This window comes from Flavobacterium sp. ACAM 123 (assembly GCF_000264055.1).
Classification (GTDB): domain Bacteria; phylum Bacteroidota; class Bacteroidia; order Flavobacteriales; family Flavobacteriaceae; genus Flavobacterium.
Window position 1 is genome coordinate 1 of record NZ_AJXL01000001.1, and the last position, 22902, is coordinate 22902.

23 protein-coding genes are annotated in these 22902 nt (G+C 35.6%); 10 read left to right on the forward strand and 13 right to left on the reverse strand.

The features are described 5' to 3' along the window. Positions 1-243: 243 nt before the first annotated feature. The 3 genes from A3SG_RS18695 to A3SG_RS0100010 all read left to right on the forward strand — a co-directional run bounded on the left by A3SG_RS18695 (position 244) and on the right by A3SG_RS0100010 (position 4312). Positions 244-1707 (forward strand): alanine/glycine:cation symporter family protein, encoded by a 1464-nt coding sequence (locus A3SG_RS18695; protein ID WP_016987952.1) that lies wholly within the window; start codon positions 244-246, stop codon positions 1705-1707. 262 nt (positions 1708-1969) lie between these two features. Next, complete coding sequence (locus A3SG_RS21460) at positions 1970-2116, forward strand: hypothetical protein (protein ID WP_157485238.1); 147 nt, start codon at positions 1970-1972, stop codon at positions 2114-2116. A 561-nt stretch (positions 2117-2677) separates the two neighbouring features. Further along, positions 2678-4312 (forward strand): ABC-F family ATP-binding cassette domain-containing protein, encoded by a 1635-nt coding sequence (locus tag A3SG_RS0100010; RefSeq protein ID WP_016987953.1) that lies wholly within the window; start codon positions 2678-2680, stop codon positions 4310-4312. Positions 4313-4376: 64 nt separating this feature from the next. Here A3SG_RS0100010 and A3SG_RS20980 read toward each other — a convergent pair whose 3' ends face one another. From A3SG_RS20980 to A3SG_RS0100025, 3 genes are all read right to left on the reverse strand, one after another. Then, positions 4377-5081, reverse strand: coding sequence for an ABC transporter permease (locus tag A3SG_RS20980; RefSeq protein ID WP_016987954.1), 705 nt, complete (start codon positions 5079-5081; stop codon positions 4377-4379). 84 nt (positions 5082-5165) lie between these two features. Next, positions 5166-5585: a TolC family protein gene (locus tag A3SG_RS20595; RefSeq protein ID WP_198008485.1), complete on the reverse strand. Its 420-nt coding sequence runs from the start codon at positions 5583-5585 to the stop codon at positions 5166-5168. A gap of 520 nt (positions 5586-6105) precedes the next feature. Next, positions 6106-6390, reverse strand: a complete 285-nt coding sequence (locus tag A3SG_RS0100025) for a GNAT family N-acetyltransferase (protein ID WP_016987956.1) — start codon at positions 6388-6390, stop codon at positions 6106-6108. A 792-nt stretch (positions 6391-7182) separates the two neighbouring features. Here A3SG_RS0100025 and A3SG_RS0100030 point away from each other — a divergent pair. Together A3SG_RS0100030 and A3SG_RS0100035 are read left to right on the forward strand one after the other, a co-directional pair. Continuing rightward, positions 7183-7857: an alpha/beta fold hydrolase gene (locus tag A3SG_RS0100030; RefSeq protein ID WP_029596510.1), complete on the forward strand. Its 675-nt coding sequence runs from the start codon at positions 7183-7185 to the stop codon at positions 7855-7857. 37 nt (positions 7858-7894) lie between these two features. Beyond that, a complete protein-coding gene (locus A3SG_RS0100035; RefSeq protein WP_029596511.1) occupies positions 7895-8794 on the forward strand; it encodes a lytic transglycosylase domain-containing protein in 900 nt (299 codons plus the stop codon). Positions 8795-8886: 92 nt separating this feature from the next. On the opposite strand, the gene A3SG_RS0100040 is transcribed toward A3SG_RS0100035, so the two are convergent. Continuing rightward, positions 8887-9402, reverse strand: coding sequence for a hypothetical protein (locus A3SG_RS0100040; protein ID WP_016987959.1), 516 nt, complete (start codon positions 9400-9402; stop codon positions 8887-8889). 164 nt (positions 9403-9566) lie between these two features. Here A3SG_RS0100040 and rpmH point away from each other — a divergent pair, with 164 nt between their 5' ends. Together rpmH and carB are read left to right on the forward strand one after the other, a co-directional pair. Then, positions 9567-9728, forward strand: coding sequence for a 50S ribosomal protein L34 (rpmH, locus tag A3SG_RS0100045; RefSeq protein ID WP_007136275.1), 162 nt, complete (start codon positions 9567-9569; stop codon positions 9726-9728). A 156-nt stretch (positions 9729-9884) separates the two neighbouring features. Continuing rightward, positions 9885-12737: a carbamoyl-phosphate synthase large subunit gene (gene carB / locus A3SG_RS0100050; RefSeq protein ID WP_016987960.1), complete on the forward strand. Its 2853-nt coding sequence runs from the start codon at positions 9885-9887 to the stop codon at positions 12735-12737. 155 nt (positions 12738-12892) lie between these two features. Here carB and A3SG_RS0100055 read toward each other — a convergent pair whose 3' ends face one another. The 9 genes from A3SG_RS0100055 to A3SG_RS0100095 all read right to left on the reverse strand — a co-directional run bounded on the left by A3SG_RS0100055 (position 12893) and on the right by A3SG_RS0100095 (position 18912). Continuing rightward, entirely contained in the window at positions 12893-13201 is a 309-nt protein-coding gene (locus tag A3SG_RS0100055) for a DUF3784 domain-containing protein (RefSeq protein WP_016987961.1), read from the reverse strand. Between the two features lie 38 nt (positions 13202-13239). Then, positions 13240-14280, reverse strand: coding sequence for a zinc-dependent alcohol dehydrogenase family protein (locus A3SG_RS0100060; protein WP_016987962.1), 1041 nt, complete (start codon positions 14278-14280; stop codon positions 13240-13242). Between the two features lie 214 nt (positions 14281-14494). Further along, positions 14495-14665 (reverse strand): GNAT family N-acetyltransferase, encoded by a 171-nt coding sequence (locus A3SG_RS22035; protein ID WP_232226215.1) that lies wholly within the window; start codon positions 14663-14665, stop codon positions 14495-14497. A 24-nt stretch (positions 14666-14689) separates the two neighbouring features. Beyond that, entirely contained in the window at positions 14690-14824 is a 135-nt protein-coding gene (locus A3SG_RS22635) for a hypothetical protein (protein ID WP_016987963.1), read from the reverse strand. A 111-nt stretch (positions 14825-14935) separates the two neighbouring features. Continuing rightward, positions 14936-15829 carry a DUF808 domain-containing protein gene (locus tag A3SG_RS0100070; protein WP_016987964.1) on the reverse strand — a complete coding sequence of 298 codons (894 nt, stop codon included), beginning with the start codon at positions 15827-15829 and terminating at the stop codon, positions 14936-14938. Between the two features lie 9 nt (positions 15830-15838). After that, on the reverse strand, positions 15839-16726 hold the full coding sequence (locus tag A3SG_RS0100075; RefSeq protein WP_016987965.1) for a dienelactone hydrolase family protein: 888 nt from the start codon (positions 16724-16726) through the stop codon (positions 15839-15841). A gap of 37 nt (positions 16727-16763) precedes the next feature. After that, positions 16764-17447, reverse strand: a complete 684-nt coding sequence (locus tag A3SG_RS0100080; protein ID WP_016987966.1) for a nitroreductase family protein — start codon at positions 17445-17447, stop codon at positions 16764-16766. Between the two features lie 137 nt (positions 17448-17584). After that, the gene (locus A3SG_RS0100090; RefSeq protein WP_016987968.1) at positions 17585-18235 is read right to left on the reverse strand and encodes a dienelactone hydrolase family protein; all 651 of its coding nucleotides are present in this window, start codon (positions 18233-18235) and stop codon (positions 17585-17587) included. 41 nt (positions 18236-18276) lie between these two features. Next, the gene (locus A3SG_RS0100095) at positions 18277-18912 is read right to left on the reverse strand and encodes a phosphoribosyltransferase (protein ID WP_035663070.1); all 636 of its coding nucleotides are present in this window, start codon (positions 18910-18912) and stop codon (positions 18277-18279) included. A gap of 550 nt (positions 18913-19462) precedes the next feature. Here A3SG_RS0100095 and A3SG_RS0100100 point away from each other — a divergent pair. The 3 genes from A3SG_RS0100100 to A3SG_RS0100110 all read left to right on the forward strand — a co-directional run bounded on the left by A3SG_RS0100100 (position 19463) and on the right by A3SG_RS0100110 (position 22901). Continuing rightward, positions 19463-20428 carry an ion channel gene (locus A3SG_RS0100100; RefSeq protein ID WP_016987970.1) on the forward strand — a complete coding sequence of 322 codons (966 nt, stop codon included), beginning with the start codon at positions 19463-19465 and terminating at the stop codon, positions 20426-20428. A 68-nt stretch (positions 20429-20496) separates the two neighbouring features. Further along, complete coding sequence (locus tag A3SG_RS0100105; protein ID WP_016987971.1) at positions 20497-21393, forward strand: MerR family transcriptional regulator; 897 nt, start codon at positions 20497-20499, stop codon at positions 21391-21393. Between the two features lie 35 nt (positions 21394-21428). After that, positions 21429-22901, forward strand: coding sequence for a phytoene desaturase family protein (locus A3SG_RS0100110; protein ID WP_016987972.1), 1473 nt, complete (start codon positions 21429-21431; stop codon positions 22899-22901). Position 22902 lies beyond the last annotated feature (1 nt).

Genomic DNA, 22902 nt, shown 5'->3' on the forward strand with positions numbered 1-22902 from the left:
GCGTTTTGATTGAAGTTATGAAACCACTTTTTTATAAATTATCAAATTGAATTAACACAATATTGTGTTTTTTGTAGGAATTAGTATTCTTACTGATAATTGATTTTTAGTGTATTATAACATGTTTAGAGTTTTATATGCTTCACAGTTAGTTTTTTTTGGCTTAATGTTATAGTTTTATAAAAAATAATTATAAAACGAATACTATTCATGTAGTATCGGGTGTTAAATAGAAAGGTACATATGGAAGAGATTATTGGGATATTAAATGATATTGTGTGGAGTGATGCATTAATCGTTTTGTGTTTAGGAACAGGACTTTATTTTTCCATAAGAACACGTTTTTTACAGATACGTCACATTAAGGAAATGTTTCGTTTGCTGTTCGACGGTAAAAGTTCAGAATCTGGAGTTTCTTCTTTTCAGGCTTTATCAATGTCATTGGCAGGTAGAGTGGGTACGGGGAATATTGCAGGTGTAGCTACAGCAATTGCTTTTGGAGGACCCGGAGCTTTATTCTGGATGTGGATGGTTGCTTTTTTTGGAGCAAGCACCGCCTTTGTAGAAGCTACTTTGGCACAAATTTATAAAGAGAAACATTTGGGTGAATTCCGTGGTGGACCTGCTTTTTATATCGAGAGAGGATTAGGTGTGAAATGGTTTGCTGTTTTATTTGCCGTGGTTTCTATTATTTCAGCAGGTGTATTGCTGCCAGGAGTTCAGGCTAACTCTGTCGCAGACGGAATACAGAATGCCTTTGAAATAGACACTTGGAAATCTGGAATAGTGGTTTCCTTAATATTTGGTGCTATTGTCTTTGGTGGGGTAAAAAGAATCGCCAAATTTACAGAATTTGTCGTTCCCATAATGGCCATTATTTATATTGTAATTGTATTGGTAATTATAGTGATTGATATTGATCAACTTCCTGGAGTTATCGCTTTAGTCTTTAAAAGTGCTTTTAATATGGAAGCTGGTTTTGGAGCTGTTTTTGGTTTAGCCATTCAATGGGGTGTAAAGAGAGGGATTTATTCTAATGAAGCAGGTCAAGGGACAGCCCCGCATATTGCCGCGGCAGCAAACGTTTCCCACCCTACTAAACAAGGGTTAGTACAATCATTCTCGGTTTATATCGATACTTTATTAGTTTGTTCAGCTACTGGTTTCATGTTGCTAATAACGGGTAAATACAATGTTCAGAATCCCGTTTTAGGTGCTGATGGTGCCACCCAGTTTTTATACCAAGGAGCAGAAAGTGTTTCTGCTGGCCCTGGATTTACACAAGCGGCGATGGATAGCGTTTTTCCTGGTTTTGGTTCTTACTTTGTAGCTATTGCATTGTTTTTCTTTGCATTCACAACGATGTTAGCCTATTATTATATTGCTGAAACAAATATCTCTTATTTGACAAGGAATTTAAAATCGCCTATTTACAACCATTTGCTTAAAGTATTAATGATGGTAGTGATTATGTATGGTTCTATCAACCAAGCCAAATTAGCTTGGAATATTGGGGATCTAGGAGTTGGATTAATGGCTTGGTTTAATATTATTGCTATTCTGCTTCTACAAAAGCCGGCATTGCTTGCATTGAAGGATTACGAAAAGCAGCGGAAAGCAGGAAAAGATCCTGTTTTTAATCCAGAAGATATTGGGGTGTCTAATGCCCATATTTGGAATACGATAGGTAAAAATAAAGAAGAGTAGTTCTTTTTCACTACTCACTTTGAAAGCTTCTAGAAACCGAATTTTTATTCTGTTTTTAGAAGCTTTTGTTTTGTAGCAAGCAAACTATTTATTATCAAACGAATCTATCCTTTATTCTCGTGTGTTGTAGTGTAATTAGTCGTCCGTTAAAAAAAGCTCAATCTTGCTGTTTTTTGATTGCGTGTTAATTTTGTAAGCGTAGTACAAATGACCTGCGGTTACAGATAGATCGGTAAGAAATGTAGAATAGACTAGCTACCCTATGTTAAAGATAAGAGTAAACTTCAAAAATGGATGTCTTCCTGAGAAAACGGATTATCTCAGTATCGTTAAAGAGGCTGATGAGCGAATTTCGTCTAGAAAAGGGACTACAATTCACGAGGTAGAAAATGAAATTGAGAACGGGTAAGCTGCAGCAGCTAATTAAAATAATATAGTACGATAAAGCTAAGCCAGGTTTGGCATGGATTTACGACTTCATCAAGATGAAATTAGTTCAGAGAGCAAAAAGGGTCTTTTATAGCATGATCATTGAAACGAATAGTATTCGTTTTGTGTAACAATGTCAGTGCGATTAAATTTTAAGAAGCCTTATACAAGAACAGTTGTTAGCGATTATAAAATAAGTTACAAAGTTAACTAGAAATCAGAAATCTCCAAATTTTTGAGACGTGATAAGGGGCTGATAAAACGTATAGCACTTATGGTGGTTTTTTACTCTGCAAAATAAATAAATTACGACGTCTTCTCTCCTATCTAATTTTGAGGGCAATTCTGCTTTTACTACGATAGTTTCTACAATTCTATTTAAAAACGGGAATACTAGTTTTTATGAGTGCAAGTTTCATAAGTAACATCTTCAAAATTTCTAAATTGGAAAAGCCTCTATTTAATCTATCTTTGCCCTTTCAAAATTTAGTCCTTAGAAATCATCTAATTTCTAACTTCTAACCTCTAATTTTAAGATTCAATGATTACAGTTAACGATATTTCAGTACAGTTTGGTGGAACCACTCTTTTTAGCGACGTCTCTTTTGCTATTAATGAAAATGATAAGATTGCCCTTATGGGTAAAAATGGGGCAGGAAAGTCAACGCTTCTTAAAATTATTGCTGGTCAAAGCAAACCGTCAACAGGAAATATATCTGCGCCAAAAGAGGCTGTCGTGGCTTATTTGCCTCAGCATTTATTGGCTACTGATGGAGCTACCGTTATGGAAGAAGCTTCTAAGGCATTTGGCGAAATTTTCGGTATGAAAGCTGATATCGACGAAATCAACGAGCAATTGACGATTCGTACAGATTATGAAAGTGATGCCTATATGAAGTTGATTGAACGCGTTTCTGACTTAAGTGAAAAATTCTATGCCATTGAAGAAGTAAATTATGAAGCTGAAGTAGAGAAAATATTAATAGGTCTGGGGTTCGTTCGAGAAGATTTTACAAGACAAACTACTGAGTTTTCAGGAGGATGGAGAATGCGAATTGAGTTGGCTAAGATCCTTTTGCAAAAACCGGATTTAATTTTATTGGATGAGCCTACTAATCATATGGATATTGAAAGTATTCAATGGTTAGAAGATTTCTTAATTAATTCGGCCAAAGCAGTTGTAGTCATTTCTCACGATAGGACATTTGTTGATAATATTACGAATCGTACCATAGAAGTTACTATGGGGCGCATCTATGATTATAAAGCCAAGTATTCTCATTATTTAGAGTTGCGTAAAGACAGACGGGTTCATCAGCAAAAAGCATATGATGAACAACAACGAATGATTGCAGACAATAGAACTTTTATTGATCGTTTCAAAGGAACGTTTTCTAAGACTGATGCTGTTCAATCAAGGGTTAAGATGTTAGAGAAGTTAGTGATAGTACAGGTGGATGAAGTAGATAATTCTTCGTTAAAATTAAAATTTCCTGCTACAGTTCGTTCGGGTCAATATCCAGTAATTGTAAAGGACTTGACGAAAGCATATGGAGATCATGTGGTTTTCAAGAATGCGAATATTGTTATTGAAAGAGGCGAGAAAGTGGCTTTCGTTGGGAAAAACGGAGAAGGGAAGTCGACCATGATTAAAGCTATCATGAAAGAGATAGGCATTGATGCAGGAAGTCTTGAGATTGGTCATAATGCGCAAATTGGGTATTTTGCCCAAAATCAAGCTTCTTTATTAAATGAGAATGCTACTATTTTTGAAACCATCGATGATATTGCGGTAGGCGACGTAAGAACTAAAATAAAGGATATCCTTGGCGCTTTCATGTTTCATGGAGATGATGTGACCAAAAAAGTAAAAGTCCTTTCAGGAGGAGAGAAAACACGGTTAGCAATGATAAAACTATTGTTAGAGCCGGTTAACTTGTTGATTTTGGACGAGCCATCCAATCACTTGGACATGAAAACTAAAGACATCATCAAAGATGCGTTACGCGATTTTGACGGGACTTTAATCTTAGTTTCTCACGATAGGGATTTCCTTGACGGATTAGCGACAAAGGTTTTTGAATTCGGAAACAAAAGAGTAGTAGAGCATTTTGAGGATATCACCGGATTCTTAGCACATAAGAAAATGGAGAGTATGAGCGATATAGAGAAGTAATAGTAAGACAATAATTTTTAAAAGCAAAAAGGCATAAGTTGTTTCTTATGCCTTTTTGGGGGAATTAAATCTCAGTTTTTAGAATGTTTTTCTTTTTGAAATACAAAGCGATATAAGCTAATATGGCACAGACTGAACCGATAATAATCATGTTCCAGATTGAACTGCTGGTTTGAGATAATGTCCCGTTCTCAATAATTAAGATTCGGAATGCTTTTAAAAAATGAGTTAACGGAATAACATTGGCTATTCCTTGAACCCAAACAGGCATTTGACTTAAAGGCCAAGTAAAACCACTTAATATAAAACTGGGAGTGGCTACCACCATAAGAATTTCGGTCGCTTTTAGTTGGTTGGGAATTAGAATACTGACTAAAACCCCAATAAAAGAGACGGAGTTTGTAAATATTTTCGCTATAAAAGTGAGTGGCAGTAAATTGTCATAAAAGGGTATTCTAAACCATATTGTAAATAGCCAATACAACAACCATAAGCCAAAACTCATAATCAAATAGGGAACCAAATCATAGTGCACAGCGTCAATCTCAGAAACGGAATAACCAGTCAGGTATTGAATTTTTTTATAGAGTAATTTTTGTTTTCCTTTTAATTCAATTTTTTTTGACTTTAATTCTAATGAAGCTAACTTTATTTTATCTCTGTCATAAGGAATGGCAAGTCCTTCTTCAAGCGCCCTTGTAACTCTTTTGGTTTCCGTTTGAAATCTTTTTTCACTCTCGTTTACTAATTTTTCGACTTCATTAAGCAAGTCGAGCTGATCAAAACTGTTGATGACTTCTTTTATGACCCCGTCTTTCTCAGCTTTTTTCAGATATGCTGTTCCTTTGGCTTTTTATTGAAGTGCTTTGGCTGCGTTTAGAATTTGCAAACCGCTAAATAACAGCATTTTTGCCATTACACGTCTGTTGAATAGATTTCCATAATTATCGAAAGCTATTTTTCCGTCGACTGGGGGGTAATTAAGTATCGGAATAGTTGCAGTAGGGAGATCTATCGTCAGCCGATTATCAAAATAGAAATAAATTGCGGTTGCTTCCAGAGTTGGGATGTATTTATTCCAGCCCCCTTTTTCTTGTAGATTTAATTTTTCAATTTCAAGTTTTTTGTTTCTGATAGACCTATTTTTTTCAATTGCTTTCTCAATCGCTTTTTCTAAGGAGATAGAAACGTCGATTTTAGCATAGCCTGCAAGGGAGAAAAAAGTAAGAATGGAAAGAGTTAGATATTTTTTTATCTTAATTTGTATTTCCACAATAGGATTAATTGTTGAATTAGTCGTTGTACGTATTGAATATATAAATCTAGAAATCAAACTGTTATAAAAAACGGTACTATAACTCGCACCAATTTATGATGAAATATTTAAAATATGCAAATAGTAATAAATTGCAATTGTATTTTGTAGTTTTGATCCACACAGTAGCATTCCTTATAAAAAGAATATTTTTTTAGATCATTGAAATTTTTAAAACAGGAAAGGATTTGAAATATACAGGTAACAAACAAAATGAGCGTTATGCGGTTATTTCTTTTTTTTAAGACTAGTCAACATGAAGAAAAGAGACCCTAAAATTATGGAGTCCAATGAAAAAGTAGGCCTTTTGTTGTAATTACATATTTTAGTAAAAAAATCGCATCTTGTCTTTTAACTAAACATCTCTTTTTTGAGTAAAAAAAAGAGTAAAAAAAATTAAGATTTTCTACTCTTTTAATAAATTCTGATTCTTTTAGGGATCTGTCATTGCGCTCAATATTTGATACAGTCTCTTCTTTTAAAATCTGATTCCCGGAGGAAGCAGTTCTTTGTAAATAGGATTTTTTTTAAAAAATACCACTATTTTTGGAAGTATAGGAACTACTTTTAATTTTCGTTCAATAGCAATTTCCAATATTTCCGACAGGAACTGAGAAACAAACTCTTCATTGTCAAATTGATCTGGGGTATTTATTTTTGTTAAGAATATTTTTCTTTCCTGAAAAGAATATTCAACTGAAACTACTCCTTGCTCTACTATAGTTTCAAATTGCCTTGCAAAAGTATTGTCTTTGATTTCCATGATGATACTAAATTGTTGCATTGTTTATTTAGGTATTTATGAACGGGTATTGTTTTCCCAAGTTTCATTATTGAGAATTCATTGGTATTTCAACCAAAAGTATTTTAGATTTTATGTTCGTTTTATTCCAAATTAATAAAAATCACTGATATCTAGAATCATATACAATTATTAAATTTTGGTTGTTTAGCCTTATTCACCTGATCTAATAAAACAGATAAGCTCCATCTTTAGGGAGGCATATGCGGTTTCTTGTGGTTGTGCTATTTTCAAAAATTGGCAGAGAGAAAAAGCTTATTGTTGAGCCTGTATTGTATTTCTTGCGTTTGTTTTTCAAAGAAGCATCCGTTACAAAGGTATCGCTTTGCTTTCCGATATCAAATTACTTTAACGTATATTGTAAGAATAACCTTTTTTTTATTAGTAAATAGGAGTGTTTAGCGGATTTTTACACGTTAATTTTTGAACTTGTTTATATCAGATTGATCTGCTATAGTTCGCGTGGTCCTTGTTGGGGCTGCTCTCCATTTTTATTACTTTAGCGGCAAATGGAGTTATGCTTTTTAATCCACATTCGGCGAGAATGATATTAGTGTTAAAAGGAAGAGTAGTGCTTTATCTTAGATTGCCCTAGACCCACCGTGCCTTTAGTTTCAGATTTCTAAAGTATGGCGTTCATAATTTAATGCTAATATAAAGGTAGATTCGAAGTTGGTTTCAATAAAAAAATTAATTTTATAAAAATTTGTAATAATTAGACTTCAATCCGCTGTAAAATTAGGAAACACAATTATGAGTAAAATACCAGTTTATTTTATGCCAGGATTAGCGGCCAGTACCGCTATTTTTGAGAGAATACAACTTCCGGTTGCTGATTTTGAAGTACATCTTTTAGAATGGGAAATTCCTAGAGCTAATGAATCTTTGGACGAGTATGCTAAGAGAATTGCCGAAAAAATTAAACTTGAAAATCCAGTTTTAATTGGAGTTTCTTTTGGTGGTATTCTGGTTCAGGAAATGGCAAAGCATATCAATACTAAAAAAGTGATTATTATTTCTAGTGTAAAAAGCAATCTGGAGTTCCCTCGAAGGATGAAAATCGCCAAGAGTACTAAGGCTTATAAATTGATTCCGATGAGTTTGATTCTAAATTTAGAGAACTTAGCTAAGTTTTCCTTTGGTGCAAAGATTAATCATAGATTAAAATTATATAGAAAATTCCTATCGGTTCGTGATATCGGCTATTTGGAATGGGCCGTGGAAAAAGTGATCCTTTGGGAAAGAACAGTTGTTGATGAAAGCGTGATCCATATTCATGGCGACATGGATGATGTCTTTCCTATAAAGTACATTAAAGATTGCACTGTGGTAAAAGGAGGGAGTCACATTATGATTTTGAATAAATACAGGTGGTTTAATGCTAATTTGGCTGCTATTATTGTAGATACAAAGACAAGTGTGGAGTGATTGTTGCTGCCTGATATAAATGACTAAAACAAAAAAAATGAAAAGAATAGAAAGAATAAGCGTAGCTCTTACCATAGTTTTGGCAAGTGGTCTTTTGGTTTTTGCGTCTACTTATAATTCTAAAGATAAAATAGACAAAGAAAAAGTATACGCATCAAGTTACTTTCCGCTAACGGCTAATTTTGCTGGGGAAGCAACTCCGCTGAAAATTTCTGATGTCAAAGAACGTTTGGACCGGGAATTGATTGTGAATATAAATCTTCACGCTTCCACCATTTTAGCAATAAAACGAGCAAACCGAGCTTTCCCCGTTATTGAACCCATTCTTAAAAAGAACGGAATTCCGGATGATTTTAAGTACCTAGCAGTTATAGAAAGCGGTTTGGTCAATGCGGTATCTGGTGCAGGTGCCAGAGGGGTTTGGCAATTTATGCCTGAGACGGCCAAGGAAAGAGGAATGGAAGTGAATGACATTATTGACGAACGCTACGACTTAGAAAAATCTACAGAGGGAGCCTGCAGCTATCTGTTGCGCGCCAAAGAAAAATTTGGAACTTGGACTTTAGCTGCCGCTTCTGATAATGGCGGAATGGGCGGGGTAAACAAACAAATGGATATTCAGAAAGAATCTAATTATTATGATTTGCTCCTTACCGAAGAAACGTCCCGTTATGTCTTCCGAATTTTGGCATTGAAAGAAATTATGAAAAATCCAGAAAAATATGGGTTCTCTCTGGCAGATGAAGAATTATATACGCTGTTGCCAACCAGAAAAATCGAGGTGGACACTACCATATTAGACTTAGCAGATTTTGCCAAAGCACAGGGGATAAACTATAAGATTTTGAAGATTCACAATCCTTGGCTTCGAGATAGAAAATTAGACAATCCAACTAATAAAAAATACACAATCGAAATTCCATTGAAGGGGTATTAAGTTAAGCTGAGATGCTGTTTTTTTAATGCTTTATTTTCCCAGAGGGAATTAAAGTAAAAAAGAGCAAATGATTTCATTTGCCCTTTTATAAATTATATCTTTTTCATCTGCCCTTTCATCATCGTGATTTGCTCTTTCAGCATACCTTGCTTGTCTAGTTTTTTTGCTTGATTCAACAGGTTAGTTGCTTCTAGCTTTCTTCTTCTTGACATCGCAACTCCGGCTAGATTCAATTTGGCAACAGCCAAATCCATATCCATAGACAATCCTAGTTCGATTGCTTTCTTGAAATATTTCTCTGACTGATTGATATTAGTTTGCGAAAGCATAATTCCGTGTAGGTAATTGAAGTATCCTTGTTGTTTTCTTACCAAGGCAGTATCCGGATTTTTAATGAATGTCAACCATTTTGTAGCTCCCTCAAAATCTTGTTTTCTTAGTTTCAAGAACGCCAATAAGATGAATTCATTTTTGAAGTAAAGGAAAATTGGAATTGAAGTCAATAATATAAGGAAAATCCCATTGCCGATATTGTTTTCAGTAAATTGCCAAATGCCAGTAATTACGATAAGTCCGGCGATAAAAAGTTTAATATTCTTGTGAAACATAGTATGATTGTTTTAAGAACGCAAATATACTAAAATGAATTGAAAATATTTTTACAAAACTACTTGTGAGAAAAAAAAGTCTTTGTATATTTGCACTCGGTTTTAGGATAACAGATATTCAAAAACGATAAGACATATAAATAAGATTTTAAAGATACAAAGCAATGAGCAAAAGAACGTTTCAACCATCGAAAAGAAAAAGAAGAAATAAGCACGGATTTATGGACAGAATGGCTTCTGCGAATGGAAGAAAAGTTCTTGCTAGAAGAAGAGCTAAAGGTAGACATAAATTGACTGTATCTTGCGAACCAAGACACAAAAAATAATGTTTGTATAAACATATTTAAGGCGTTACTTTTTTTAGTATCGCCTTTTTTTATACCTATTCGTTAAAAGATAATCAAGGTTTAGGTTTAAGGTGTTTAAGTTCAGTAACTTTAGCCTTTCTAAAAACAACTACACAACACACTAACTTCAATACAATGCCAAGAGATACTTCCATAAAATCAGTCTTAATTATAGGTTCAGGTCCTATTGTTATTGGTCAAGCATGTGAATTCGATTACGCAGGATCACAATCAGCTCGTTCCATCCGTGAGGAAGGAATTGAGGTTATTTTGATAAATTCTAATCCGGCGACGATCATGACCGACCCCTCCATGGCCGATCACATCTATCTGAAACCTTTAACTACTAAGTCGATAATTGAAATTCTAAAAGCACATCCTCAAATTGACGCTGTTCTTCCTACTATGGGGGGACAAACCGCTTTGAACTTGTGTTTAGAAGCAGATGAAAAAGGAATTTGGCAGGATTTCGGAGTAAAAATGATAGGGGTCGATGTAAACGCTATCAATATTACAGAGAACAGAGAGCAGTTCAAACAATTGCTAAAAAAGATAGGTGTACCATCTGCACCGGCAGAAATATGTACGTCTTACCTTAGAGGGAAAGAAATTGCACAGGAATTTGGTTTCCCGTTAGTGATTCGTCCTTCTTTTACTTTAGGAGGTACGGGAGCAGCTATTGTCTATAAAAAAGAAGATTTTGATGTACTTTTAACCAGAGGTTTAGAGGCATCTCCTATTCACGAGGTATTGATTGACAAAGCCTTAATGGGTTGGAAAGAATATGAGTTGGAGCTTTTAAGAGATAAAAATGACAACGTTGTAATTATCTGTTCGATCGAAAATATGGATCCCATGGGGATTCATACAGGAGATTCCATAACGGTAGCGCCAGCGATGACCTTATCAGATCCAACATTTCAAAGAATGCGTGATTATGCAATTTTGATGATGCGCAGCATCGGGAATTTTGCAGGAGGTTGTAACGTGCAGTTTGCCGTTTCGCCTGACGAAAAAGAAGATATCGTAGCAATCGAAATTAATCCTCGTGTGTCTCGTTCTTCTGCATTAGCTTCTAAAGCAACTGGATATCCTATTGCAAAGATTGCTTCCAAATTAGCTTTGGGATACAATTTAGATGAATTGCAAAACCAAATTACCAAATCGACTTCGGCTTTATTCGAACCAACATTAGATTATGTAATTGTAAAAATACCGCGTTGGAACTTTGATAAATTCGAAGGAGCTGATAGAACGTTAGGACTTCAAATGAAATCTGTAGGTGAGGTAATGGGTATTGGACGTTCGTTCCAGGAAGCCTTGCATAAAGCTACGCAATCATTAGAGATAAAAAGAAATGGTTTAGGAGCTGACGGAAAAGGATACACAAACTACGAACAAATTATAGAGAAACTGACTTTTGCAAGTTGGGACCGTGTTTTTGTGATTTACGATGCTATTGCCATGGGAATTCCTTTGAGCCGTATCCATGAAATCACTAAAATCGATATGTGGTTCTTGAAACAATACGAAGAGCTTTATACCTTAGAGAAAGAGATTTCTACTTACGCAGTAGATACTTTGCCAAAAGAATTGTTGTTGGAAGCGAAACAAAAAGGTTTTGCTGACAGACAAATTGCACATATGATGCGATGTCTTGAAAGTCAGGTACATACTTTAAGAATGACGATGAATATCAATCGTGTATTCAAATTAGTGGATACCTGTGCGGCAGAGTTCAAAGCAAAAACACCTTATTACTACTCGACTTTTGAAGCCGAAATAGAAAAAGCGAGTGGCGAGCGTTATGTAGATAATGAAAGCATTGTTACTGATAAAAAGAAAATAATTGTTCTTGGGTCAGGCCCAAATAGAATTGGGCAAGGCATCGAATTTGATTATTCTTGTGTACACGGGGTATTGGCTGCTCAAGAGTGTGGTTATGAAACTATCATGATCAACTGTAATCCAGAAACAGTTTCGACTGATTTTGATACAGCCGATAAATTGTATTTCGAACCCGTTTTCTGGGAACATATCTATGATATCATCCAACATGAGAAACCAGAGGGAGTAATTGTACAGCTTGGTGGACAAACCGCTTTGAAATTAGCAGAAAAATTATCTAAATACGGAATAAAAATTATCGGAACTAGTTTTGATGCTTTGGATTTAGCCGAGGACAGAGGGCGTTTCTCTGAATTGCTGACGGAATTAGAAATCCCTTTCCCTCAATTTGGAATTGCAGAAACAGCTGATGAAGCTTCTGCTCTGGCGGATGTATTAGACTTTCCATTATTGATTCGTCCTTCCTATGTGTTGGGTGGTCAAGGAATGAAAATTGTAATCAACAAGGAGGAATTGGAAGAACATGTTGTCAATTTATTGAAAACAATTCCAGGAAATAAATTGCTTTTAGATCACTATCTTGATGGTGCGATTGAAGCAGAAGCCGATGCGATTTGTGACGGTGAAAATGTGTATATTATAGGAATTATGGAGCATATTGAACCTTGCGGAGTGCATTCTGGAGATAGTAATGCAACATTGCCACCGTTTAATTTGGGTGAGTTTGTGATGCAACAAATTAAAGACCATACTAAGAAAATAGCACTAGGTTTAAGTACCGTAGGTTTAATCAATATACAGTTTGCGATAAAAGACGAAATTGTTTATATAATCGAAGCTAATCCGAGAGCATCTCGTACCGTACCGTTTATTGCAAAAGCATACGGAGAGCCTTATGTGAACTATGCTACTAAAGTTATGTTGGGCCACAATAAAGTGACAGATTTCAAATTCAACCCGCAGTTGAAAGGATATGCCATCAAGCAACCGGTTTTCTCTTTTAGTAAGTTCCACAATGTGAATAAGGCATTAGGACCAGAGATGAAATCAACAGGAGAAAGCATTTTGTTTATTGATGACCTGAAAGATGATCAATTTTATGAGTTGTACTCCAGAAGAAAAATGTACTTAAGCAAATAAGCTTGAATTGCATATATTGAAGAAGCCATTCGATTTGAGTGGTTTTTTTTATAGGGTGAATATTGAAATATTTATATTTTTCAAAAGATGCAGACTTATACGGTCCATAGTTTACCTATTTTTTGGAGTAAGTTTTCAAATGGACTGTTCACAAGTCATTCTTTAATTTTGTATTTTTTTGAATTTGCTTGAATTAACAAATAAGGAACCCCAATAAGTATTGAACTCCAAAAAGTATAATCTTCAATTTTTGGACTTTTAAACCATTTTGCTACAAGAAAACCAATAATAATTAGCAAAGCCATACCAAACATTGCATTTGTAAATACAGATGCAATTCCTTTAATATTATATTTTTCCTGTTCTTTTTTCGGCATGGTATTATAACCTGCTATTAGGAAATAGAATTTCCCGTATTTTATTAAAATTCCAAGTAGTATAAATACTATAGCAGCTACAATCATTTTTCTATTCTGTTAATTATGGACGATATTGGCATTATTTATTCATTAGTAATAATTATTTTTAACGCTTTTTCTTCGGCAGCATTCAAAAACACTTGATACGCATGTTCAAGTTCAGAAAGAGGGAAACGATGTGTAATCATTTTCTTAATATCCATATTATTACTTGAAACTGCTTTTAATAGCATTGGAGTTGTATTTGTATTGACAAGTCCAGTAGTTATGGTTAAATTTTTAATCCATAGTTTTTGAATTTCAAAATCTACTTTTACACCATGAACGCCTACATTGGCAATGTGAGCTCCTGGTTTAACTATTTTTTGGCAAATATCCCAAGTTGAAGGAATACCAACCGCTTCAATAGCCACATCTACACCATCACCGCCTACTATTTCTTTAACGGCTTCTTCAACGTTTGTAGTTCCAGAATTAATGGTATGTGTGGCACCTAATTCTTTGGCTAATTTTAGTCGGTTGTCATCTAAATCAATCATGATTATTTTAGAGGGAGAGTAGAACTGCGCTGTTAAAAGTACAGACATCCCAACAGGACCTGCGCCAACTATTGCAATTTCATCGCCAGGTTTTACGTTTCCGTATTGAACTCCTATTTCATGGCCTGTTGGCAGAATATCGCTTAATAAAACGGCTATTTCATCATCAATGCTCTCAGGGATTCTATGTAAGCTATTATCAGCATGAGGAATTCTAACATATTCTGCTTGAACGCCATCGATCATATACCCTAGAATCCAACCTCCATCAGTGCAATGAGCATACATTTGTTTTTTACAATATTCGCAAGAACCACAAGAAGTAATGCAGGAAATCAAAACTTTTTCTCCCTTTTTAAACTGCGATATACTGGCGCCAACTTCTTCAATAATGCCTATTCCTTCATGACCAAGAATACGTCCACTTTCGATTTCGGGATTTTTACCTTTGTAAATACCTAAGTCTGTTCCACAAATAGTTGTTTTTAATACTTTTACAATTACATCTGTTGGTTTTATGATTGTTGGTTTAGATCTTTCTTCTAAAGCGATTTTATGATCGCCATAATAAACTAATGCTTTCATTTCTTTTCTATTTTGAGGATTTGATAATTAGTGCTAATTTGTTTATGTATTACTCAATAACGTATATTTCTCTATATAAATATATGCTATTTCTATGTAGAAATCATCAAAAGGACTCTATTTGTTATCTCTCGTGGTACTTCAAGGATTTTAAATTTCAGCTATTTTACTGTTTTTTGGTACTGCACATCTTGGCTAATAAATGAGAAAAGGTTTAATCGTTAAGGCTAATTCTCATGTGTTCATGACGAATATCAACCTCTGTAAAAGGGTCGTCATAGATTTCAAACCCTAACTTCAGATAAAAGGAAACAGCGTTATTTCGTGCATGACAAACCACTTCTTTGATTCCATTAACTTTGCAAAAAGATAGTAATTCGTTCACTAATAATTTACCAATGCCTTTTCCTTACTGGTTGGTTTCAACAGCCATTTGCATCAGCTGAGTTTTTGTTTTTTCAGGATTTAAAGGATTTAAGACCACACAGCCCATGATGGCATCACTTTCGACCGCCACAAAATGCCAGGCTTTTTCATCGTGCATTTCCCAAGCATGGTCTGGAACACCACTGGGGGCGCAATAAAATACGGTTTCTTAAATCGCTCTCTAATTGATAAAGAGTATTGCTGGTGTCGATTTGTTGAATTGTGATCATTAATTAGTGGTGTCTGGATTTTTAACAGCATCGTTTTTCTTGCCAAATATTTTTTTAAATCCTTTTACAATGGCCACTGCTATTATTCCAACAATCAGTCCTGAAAGGAATTCACCTGCTATTGATGGTAAATTTTGTAATGCATGATGGAATAGTGCAACTTTGTGCATGAAAATTCCTCCTGCCACTAACAGCAATGCAATAGTACCTACAAAGGCAAGGCTTTTAATGACTATCGGAAGTGCTTTTATTAATGTTTTTCCAATCAACTGAGAGGTGCTGTTTTTATTAGCGGTTAATAGTATACCAAAATCATCCATTCGTACAATCAATGCGACAATTCCATAGACTCCTACGGTGGCTAAGAAAGCAATGAAAGTGACTACAATAATTTGGGTCGAAATGCCTTTTCCTTCTACGCTACCTAAGGCTATAATTACAATTTCTACCGATAAAATAAAATCAGTTATTATGGCTGCTTTTATTTTTCCTTTTTCTAAAGTTAATACTTCCTCTTTGCTAGGTATTTTGTTTTCAATTGTGGTGACTGCTTGTTCGTGAGGAATAATATACTCGTATATTTTTTCGGCACCTTCAAAAGCGAGATAAATAGCGCCTAATATAAGTATGACCGTGATTAACCAGGGTACAAAATAACTCAACAAAAAAGCGAGCGGGAGGATTATTAATTTGTTTAAAAAAGAGCCTTTCGTTATAGCCCACAAAACAGGAATTTCTCTGGAAGAAACAAATCCTGATGCTTTTTCAGCATTGACAGCGAGGTCATCCCCTAATATTCCTGCTGTTTTTTTGGTCGCTATTTTACTCATCACCACAACATCATCCATAAGTGCTGCGATATCGTCCAGTAGTGCAAAAATTCCTGAAGCCATAATCTATTTTTAGTTTAGTTTTTCTTTTAAAAAGTCAATTGTTCGTATCCATGATAATGTAGCTGCAGCTTCATCATATCTGGGCGTACTGTTATTGTGGAAGCCATGATTGACTCCCATATAGGTATATGCCGTGTTTTCTACTTTATTATTTTTGAGTGTAGCTTCATAGGCTGGCCAACCCTCATTTACCCGGCTGTCTAAGCCTGCATAGTGTAATAACAACGGAGTTCTTATTTGCACAGCTTCTTCCGCAGTGGGCTGTCCACTGTAATAGGGTACTGCTGCAGATAAAGTAGGTACTTTAACCGCCAACATATTGGCAATCCAACCGCCAAAACAAAATCCTACAACACCTACTTGACCATTACAGCCTTTATGGGACCTGAGATAGTCGTAGGCTGCGATAAAGTCTTCAAGCATTTCTTCGCGTGTGCGTTTTTTTTGTAATTCTCTTCCATCGTCGTCATTTCCAGGGTAACCGCCTAAGGGAGATAAGGCATCCGGTGCTAAAGTGATGAACCCTTCCACGGCAGCTCTTCGGGCTACATCTTCAATATAAGGATTTAGTCCGCGGTTTTCGTGTACTACGATGATTCCGGGTAGTCTTTTTGTCGTTTCAGCTGGCTGGGATAATAGCGCTTTAATTTTTCCTCCTCCTTTAGGGGACTCATAAGTGATGAATTCTGATTTTAATCGTGGGTCACGAGGCGTAATCAATTGGTAATCATTATAATTAGGCATCATAAAGCTTAGTAAGGAAGGAACAGTAAGCGCTCCTACTGCAAACAAGGATAATTTTTCAACAAACCTTCTTCTGTCGATTTTATTGTGGGCGTAGTCGTCATATAGGTCGAACACTTCCTGACTGATATCTTCTTTGGTTAATTTCTTCATACTCCTAACTTTTTTTTAAGATAATCTTTTGTTCCAATTAATAGAAAATACAAATATCGTCAAGTGTTTTTCTTTTTATATCCGGAACCCAGCAGTCTTGAGCCGGGTATCCCACGGGAATCAATAGAAAAGGTTTCTCATTTTCAGGTCGACACAAGGTTTTGGTCAAGAAATTCATAGGGCTGGGGGTATGGGTCAAGGAAACCAAACCAGCGTGGTGTATCGCTGCTAATAAAAAACCAGCGGCTATGCCTACACTTTCTTGAACGTAATAATTGTTTTTCTTTTTGCCGCCAACGCCAAATTCATAAATGCGCTTAAAAACGATAATGAGGTAGGGAGCGGTTTCCAGAAAAGGTTTGTGCCAATCTGTGCCCAAAGGTTTAAGATCTTCCAGCCAGTCACTAGACATGCGGGATTCATAACTTTGCAGTTCTTCCTCTTCGGCAGCGATGCGTATCTGTTTTTTTATTTCGGGATTTTCGACTACGCAAAACGTCCAAGGCTGCTTGTGCGCGCCTGAAGGAGCAGTAGAAGCTGTCTTTATCAGATTTTCAATCACTTCCTGGGGAACCGGTCTGTCTGAAAATTCCCTTACCGAGCGTCTGCTATCCATGGCTTCATAAAAGAATTGGGAGCGCTCCCGAATTTCTTTATCAGAAAGAATGGTCTTACTGTAGCGCTTATACGGATGGGCATCAATTATTTTTGTGTCTAGCATTTTGAATATTTTTTCCTAGTGTCAAATATAAAAAAAATTATGAGTCTAAGGAATAGATTTATTGGGCATGTAGAGGTTTCTAGGGGGACCGAAAAAAAATCCTTCTATCTGGGTTTTGCTTGCGTTGTAGTGGGAGCTTAATGATACTCTTTTTTGTTGATCAAATGTTTTTTATACCAGATAATTGCTAAATCAGCTACTTCTAAGAGTTTTTCCGGCTCTTCGAATAAATGAGTTGCTCCAGAAACAACTTTCATTTCTTTTACACAATGCAATTCGTCGTAAGCCGTTTTGTTCATTTCGATTACAGGCACATCTCTGCCGCCGACAATCAATAATGTTGGAGCTGTTACCTGATGCAACGCGCTTAACGCCAAGTCTGGTCGGCCACCGCGAGAGACTACGGCCTTTATGGTGTCACCAAAATAAGCAGCTGCTCGCAATGCTGAAGCCGCTCCCGTACTGGCTCCAAAATAACCGATGGGTAAATCCTTTAGTTCGTTATTTTTCATAAGCCATTCCGTCGTTTCAATCAATCGACTGACCAACAGGTCAATATTAAATCTATTTTCGTAAACGCTGTCTTCCTCTATCGTCAATAAGTCAAGCAATAAAGTGCCTATTTTTTGTTTTTGAATCAGTCCAGACACCATTTTGTTTCTGGTGCTAAATCGACTGCTACCACTTCCATGGGAGAACACAACAATTCCTGTCGCGTCTTCGGGAATTATTAAATTTCCTTTTAGTGTCACATACTTTAGGGGAATGTTTATTTCTAATTTTTTCATGATTTATTTTCTTTTAAAATGTGGATTTTAATGTGTAACATTCAAGCAATAAGGTAAGTGACTTGCAGTATTTGGATTACTTCATCGTCTTTTACCTGCTGAAAGTCTTCGTGAAATCTGCCTACGCTACTAAAATGTTTTGAGGCTATTAAATAGACAAATTCATCGGTACGTTTTTCAAAGACAGGTGTTTTATCGTAGGGTGAGACCGGAACCGCAACAATAATTTTAGTGAGATGCTGTTTTCGCAACATTTCGATACTTGCTAATAAGGTGCTTCCTGTCGCTATTCCGTCATCTACGAGGATGACATTTTTATCCTTAAGGACTATAAGCTTTCTATTACCTCTATAAAGTTTGTATTTTCCTCTCAGTGTGTTTTGGAGTCGGACAATTTCTTTTCCTATGTAGTCCTGAGGTACATTAGGATGGTCATCTAAAAGGGTAGCATCAAGTGAAACGGCCCCAATGGCAGATTCTTTATTGGAGGGATGTCCAATTATTTTGGAAAGAACAATATCGAAAGGAAGTTCTAGGTTTTTGGCAATTGTATAGCCATCGGGCACACCTCCTTTTGGTACTACCAAAACAACTGAATTGCTGTTTTTATACTTTTTCAATTTTTCTGAATGCAAAATTGCACCTTCCTTTTGGTTTTCTAAAATTTCGCTATACATGACATAGTTTTTAATTAAAAGATTAGCCTTATACATAAAGTTACTGATTTTTGATTGGTTATAAAAAAAAGAACAGATGTTTATGTGGGTTTCGGACTTTTTTAATGACTAATTATAACGATCTCATGGACAAGCAATTAGCTTCAGTAAGGAATGGAGAACATTAAACTGCTAAACAGGACTATTGGCTCTTTCGGTATTGAAGAAGTTTTGACCGTATCAAAAATAAAATGAGAGAGCATTGGAGTTTAGGGGGGTGCTGATTTAATGTAGGGGTTCACGACTCTTTTACAAGTGTTTATTATATGTTAAGTAGCTATAAATAAAATCGATACTAAAGTAGTTTTGTAAAGTAGCTTCCTTTTTTTTAATACTTTTTTAGTGTAGTGTTAATACCAGTGTAATGATGTATCCGATTCGTTTTTAGCATGTATTTAAACGAGCTGAATTAGGGATTACTATAGCTATTTATAGCAGTAGTTTTTTGAGGAACATTTTTTTGGATGCTAATTAATTTTATCTAATTTTGGTTTTATATAAGACATAAAAAATGGCATTGTTAGAAAGAATAAACCTTCGGGCAAAAGCAGATAAAAATACAGGTTTTGGTACAAATGCTAATAGCTACGGCGGTCGTTTTGTCAATAAAAACGGGAGTGCTAACGTGGAGAAGCGAGGGATGCCTCTTTTACAGCGCATAAGCTGGTACCATACGATGATTGATATGAGTGTATGGCGGTTTATGCTGATTATTCTCGCTTTCTATACGGGTATAAATTTTATATTTGCTACTGTTTATTATGGAATTGGGGTCGAACATTTAGACGGAATTACAAGTACGGATAGTGAATGGGTAAAATTCGGTCAGGCTTATTTTTTTAGTGCACAAACTTTCACCACTGTCGGTTACGGGCATATTAGTCCCACTGGTTTTTTAACCAGTGCACTTTCTTCTGCTGAGGCGCTGATTGGTTTGTTGAGTTTTGCTATTGCGACGGGATTATTTTTTGGAAGATTCAGCAGGCCCACTGCTTTTCTAAAATTTTCACACAATGCGGTGATTGCACCTTACGGAGATGTTTCAGGACTAATGATACGGTTAGCGCCTTTTAAAAACACCAACTTTACCGATGCAGAGGCTAAAATAACGCTAGGGATGAGTATAGAGGAGGAGGGAAAAATGGTTAACAAATTCTATTCGTTGGATTTAGAATTAGAAAAGATAAATGCACTGCCCTTAAGTTGGACTTTGGTGCACCCCATTACTGAGGAAAGTCCCTTGTACGAATTCACGAAAGATGATTATGCCAATACGCAAGGTGAAATTCTCGTTTTTGTAAAAACATTTGATGATATGTTTAGTAATACGGTGGCAATTCGTACTTCTTATACTTTTGAGGAAGTAATTTACGGGGCTAAATTTGAACCGATGTATACCAGAAGTATTGATAATGCGAAAACAATTTTGTATTTGGATAAGCTTAATTCATTTAAGGATGCCCCTATAAATGGATAGTTTTTAACGTATTTTCAGATTTATAACAAATAAATTGACTACATTTGTTTAATAAATCTGAATAAATAATGAACAATATAAAAAATGTTTTTAGCATAAAGGACCTAGAAAACCTTTCCGGCATAAAAGCACACACCATACGTATTTGGGAGAAAAGGTATAATGTGCTACAGCCCATGCGCACAGATACTAATATCAGATTGTATGACTTAGCGAGTTTGCAAAAACTATTGAACATTACGTTGTTACACGACTATGGATACAAAATATCCAAAATTTCTTCTTATCCAGAAGATCAAATTCCTATTATGGTAAGGGAAATCGTATCTTCAAAGAGTGCGAAAAACCATGCCATCACTGCCTTCAAAATGGCGATGATGAACTTTGATCAAGAGCTGTTCTTGAATACTTACAATTGGCTGACAGAAGAAAAAACATTCAAGGAAATTTTTCATCAGGTATTTATTCCATTGCTGGCAGAATTGGGTTTGTTATGGCAGACGGATACCATTACTCCTGCTCACGAGCATTTCATTACTTATTTAATCAAACAAAAAGTACTCCTAAATACCGAAAAACTTCAGTTGGTTAAACCGGTCAAATTAGAGAAGGTTTTTGTACTTTCACTGCCGATGAATGAAATACATGAGTTGGGTCTAATGTATTTGAATTACGAGATTTTGTCGAGAGGCTATAAGACAATCTATCTAGGAGAGAGTATGCCTATTGACAACTTAAAGGATATGAAAAAACATTTCGACTCCATTGTTTTTGTTTCTTATCTAACGGTTCAACCGGATAAAGATGCAGTTAACAGCTACATAGGGCAAATGGCTGATCAATTATTAGGTGGTAACACTGAGTTGTGGTACACGGGCTGGTTAAGTCAGTTTATAGATAAAGAAAATCTCTCTGACAAAGAAGTAGTATTCAATTCTATTGCGGAATTAGTAGAAAAAATATAGTTTTTGTTTAATCATGTCGTATATTTGTTAGACAAATGGAAAAGAAAAAGAAAGTTACAATTATAGGTTCCGGATTTTCAGCATTATCCGCTTCCTGCTACTTGGCAAAAAGTGGCCACGAAGTCGAGGTTTTTGAAAAAAATGCTACAATTGGCGGAAGAGCAAGGCAATTGAAAAAAGATGGTTTTACGTTTGACATGGGACCAAGTTGGTACTGGATGCCAGATGTTTTTGATCGCTTTTTTGCTGATTTTGGGAAAAAGACAACCGACTATTATGAGCTTATAAAATTGTCTCCTGCCTATCGGGTTTATTTTGGTGTAAATGAATTTATTACAATAGCAGATAACCTTGCGGAAATCGAAGCTACTTTTGAATCGATCGAAAAAGGAAGCGGCGCTATCTTAAATAAATTTATAAGGGAGGCGAAAAGCAATTATGACATTGCCATAAAAGACTTAGTATACCGTCCGGGTGTTTCGCCTTTAGAACTTGTAACGATAGAAACAACCAAGAAGATAGGACAATTTTTCAGCAATATCAGTCGCGATGTACACAAGAAGTTTAAGAACGAACGACTGATTCAAATTCTTGAATTTCCAGTTTTATTTCTTGGTGCAAAACCGTCAGATACGCCGTCTTTTTATAGTTTTATGAATTACGCTGATTTCGGAATGGGAACTTGGCATCCAAAAACTGGAATGTTTGATGTAGTTCGAGCTATGGAAAGTCTGGCAACAGAACTGGGAGTAACGTTTCATACTAATTCGAATATTGAGAAAATCATTGTAGAAAATAAAATAGCAACGGCAATTGTCGTTAATGGAGTAACGATTACTTCAGATTTAGTCTTAAGCGGTGCTGATTATCACCATACTGAAACACTATTAGACAAAGAGTATCGAGCCTATTCAGAAAAATATTGGGAAAGTCGTGTTTTTGCTCCTTCATCGTTATTGTTCTACGTTGGTTTTGATAAAAAAATTGAAAACATATCGCATCACGCCCTGTTTTTTGACGTTGATTTTTATCAGCATGCAAAAGATATTTATGATGAGCCCCAATGGCCGAAGGAGCCCTTGTTTTATGCTAACTTTCCTTCTCTAACAGATAAAACCGCAGCTCCTGAAGGAATGGAGTCTGGTTTTTTTCTGGTCCCTTTAGCACCTGGAATTAATGATACGGAAGAGTTGAGAGAGCAGTATTTCGATAAGATAATAGATCGTTTCGAACTTTTGACTCAACAGAATATAAAAAAAAGCATTATCTTTAAAAAATCGTTTTGTAAAAACGATTTTGTCACAGAATATAATTCTTATAAGGGCAATGCTTATGGAATGGCCAACACCTTATTGCAAACAGCTTTTTTAAGACCAAAACTTAAAAGCAAAAAGGTAGGTAATCTCTATTTCGCAGGCCAACTGACTGTTCCGGGACCTGGTGTGCCACCGGCTTTAATTTCGGGAAAATTAGTGTCAGATTTAATTAATAAACAATTTTTAGATTAGT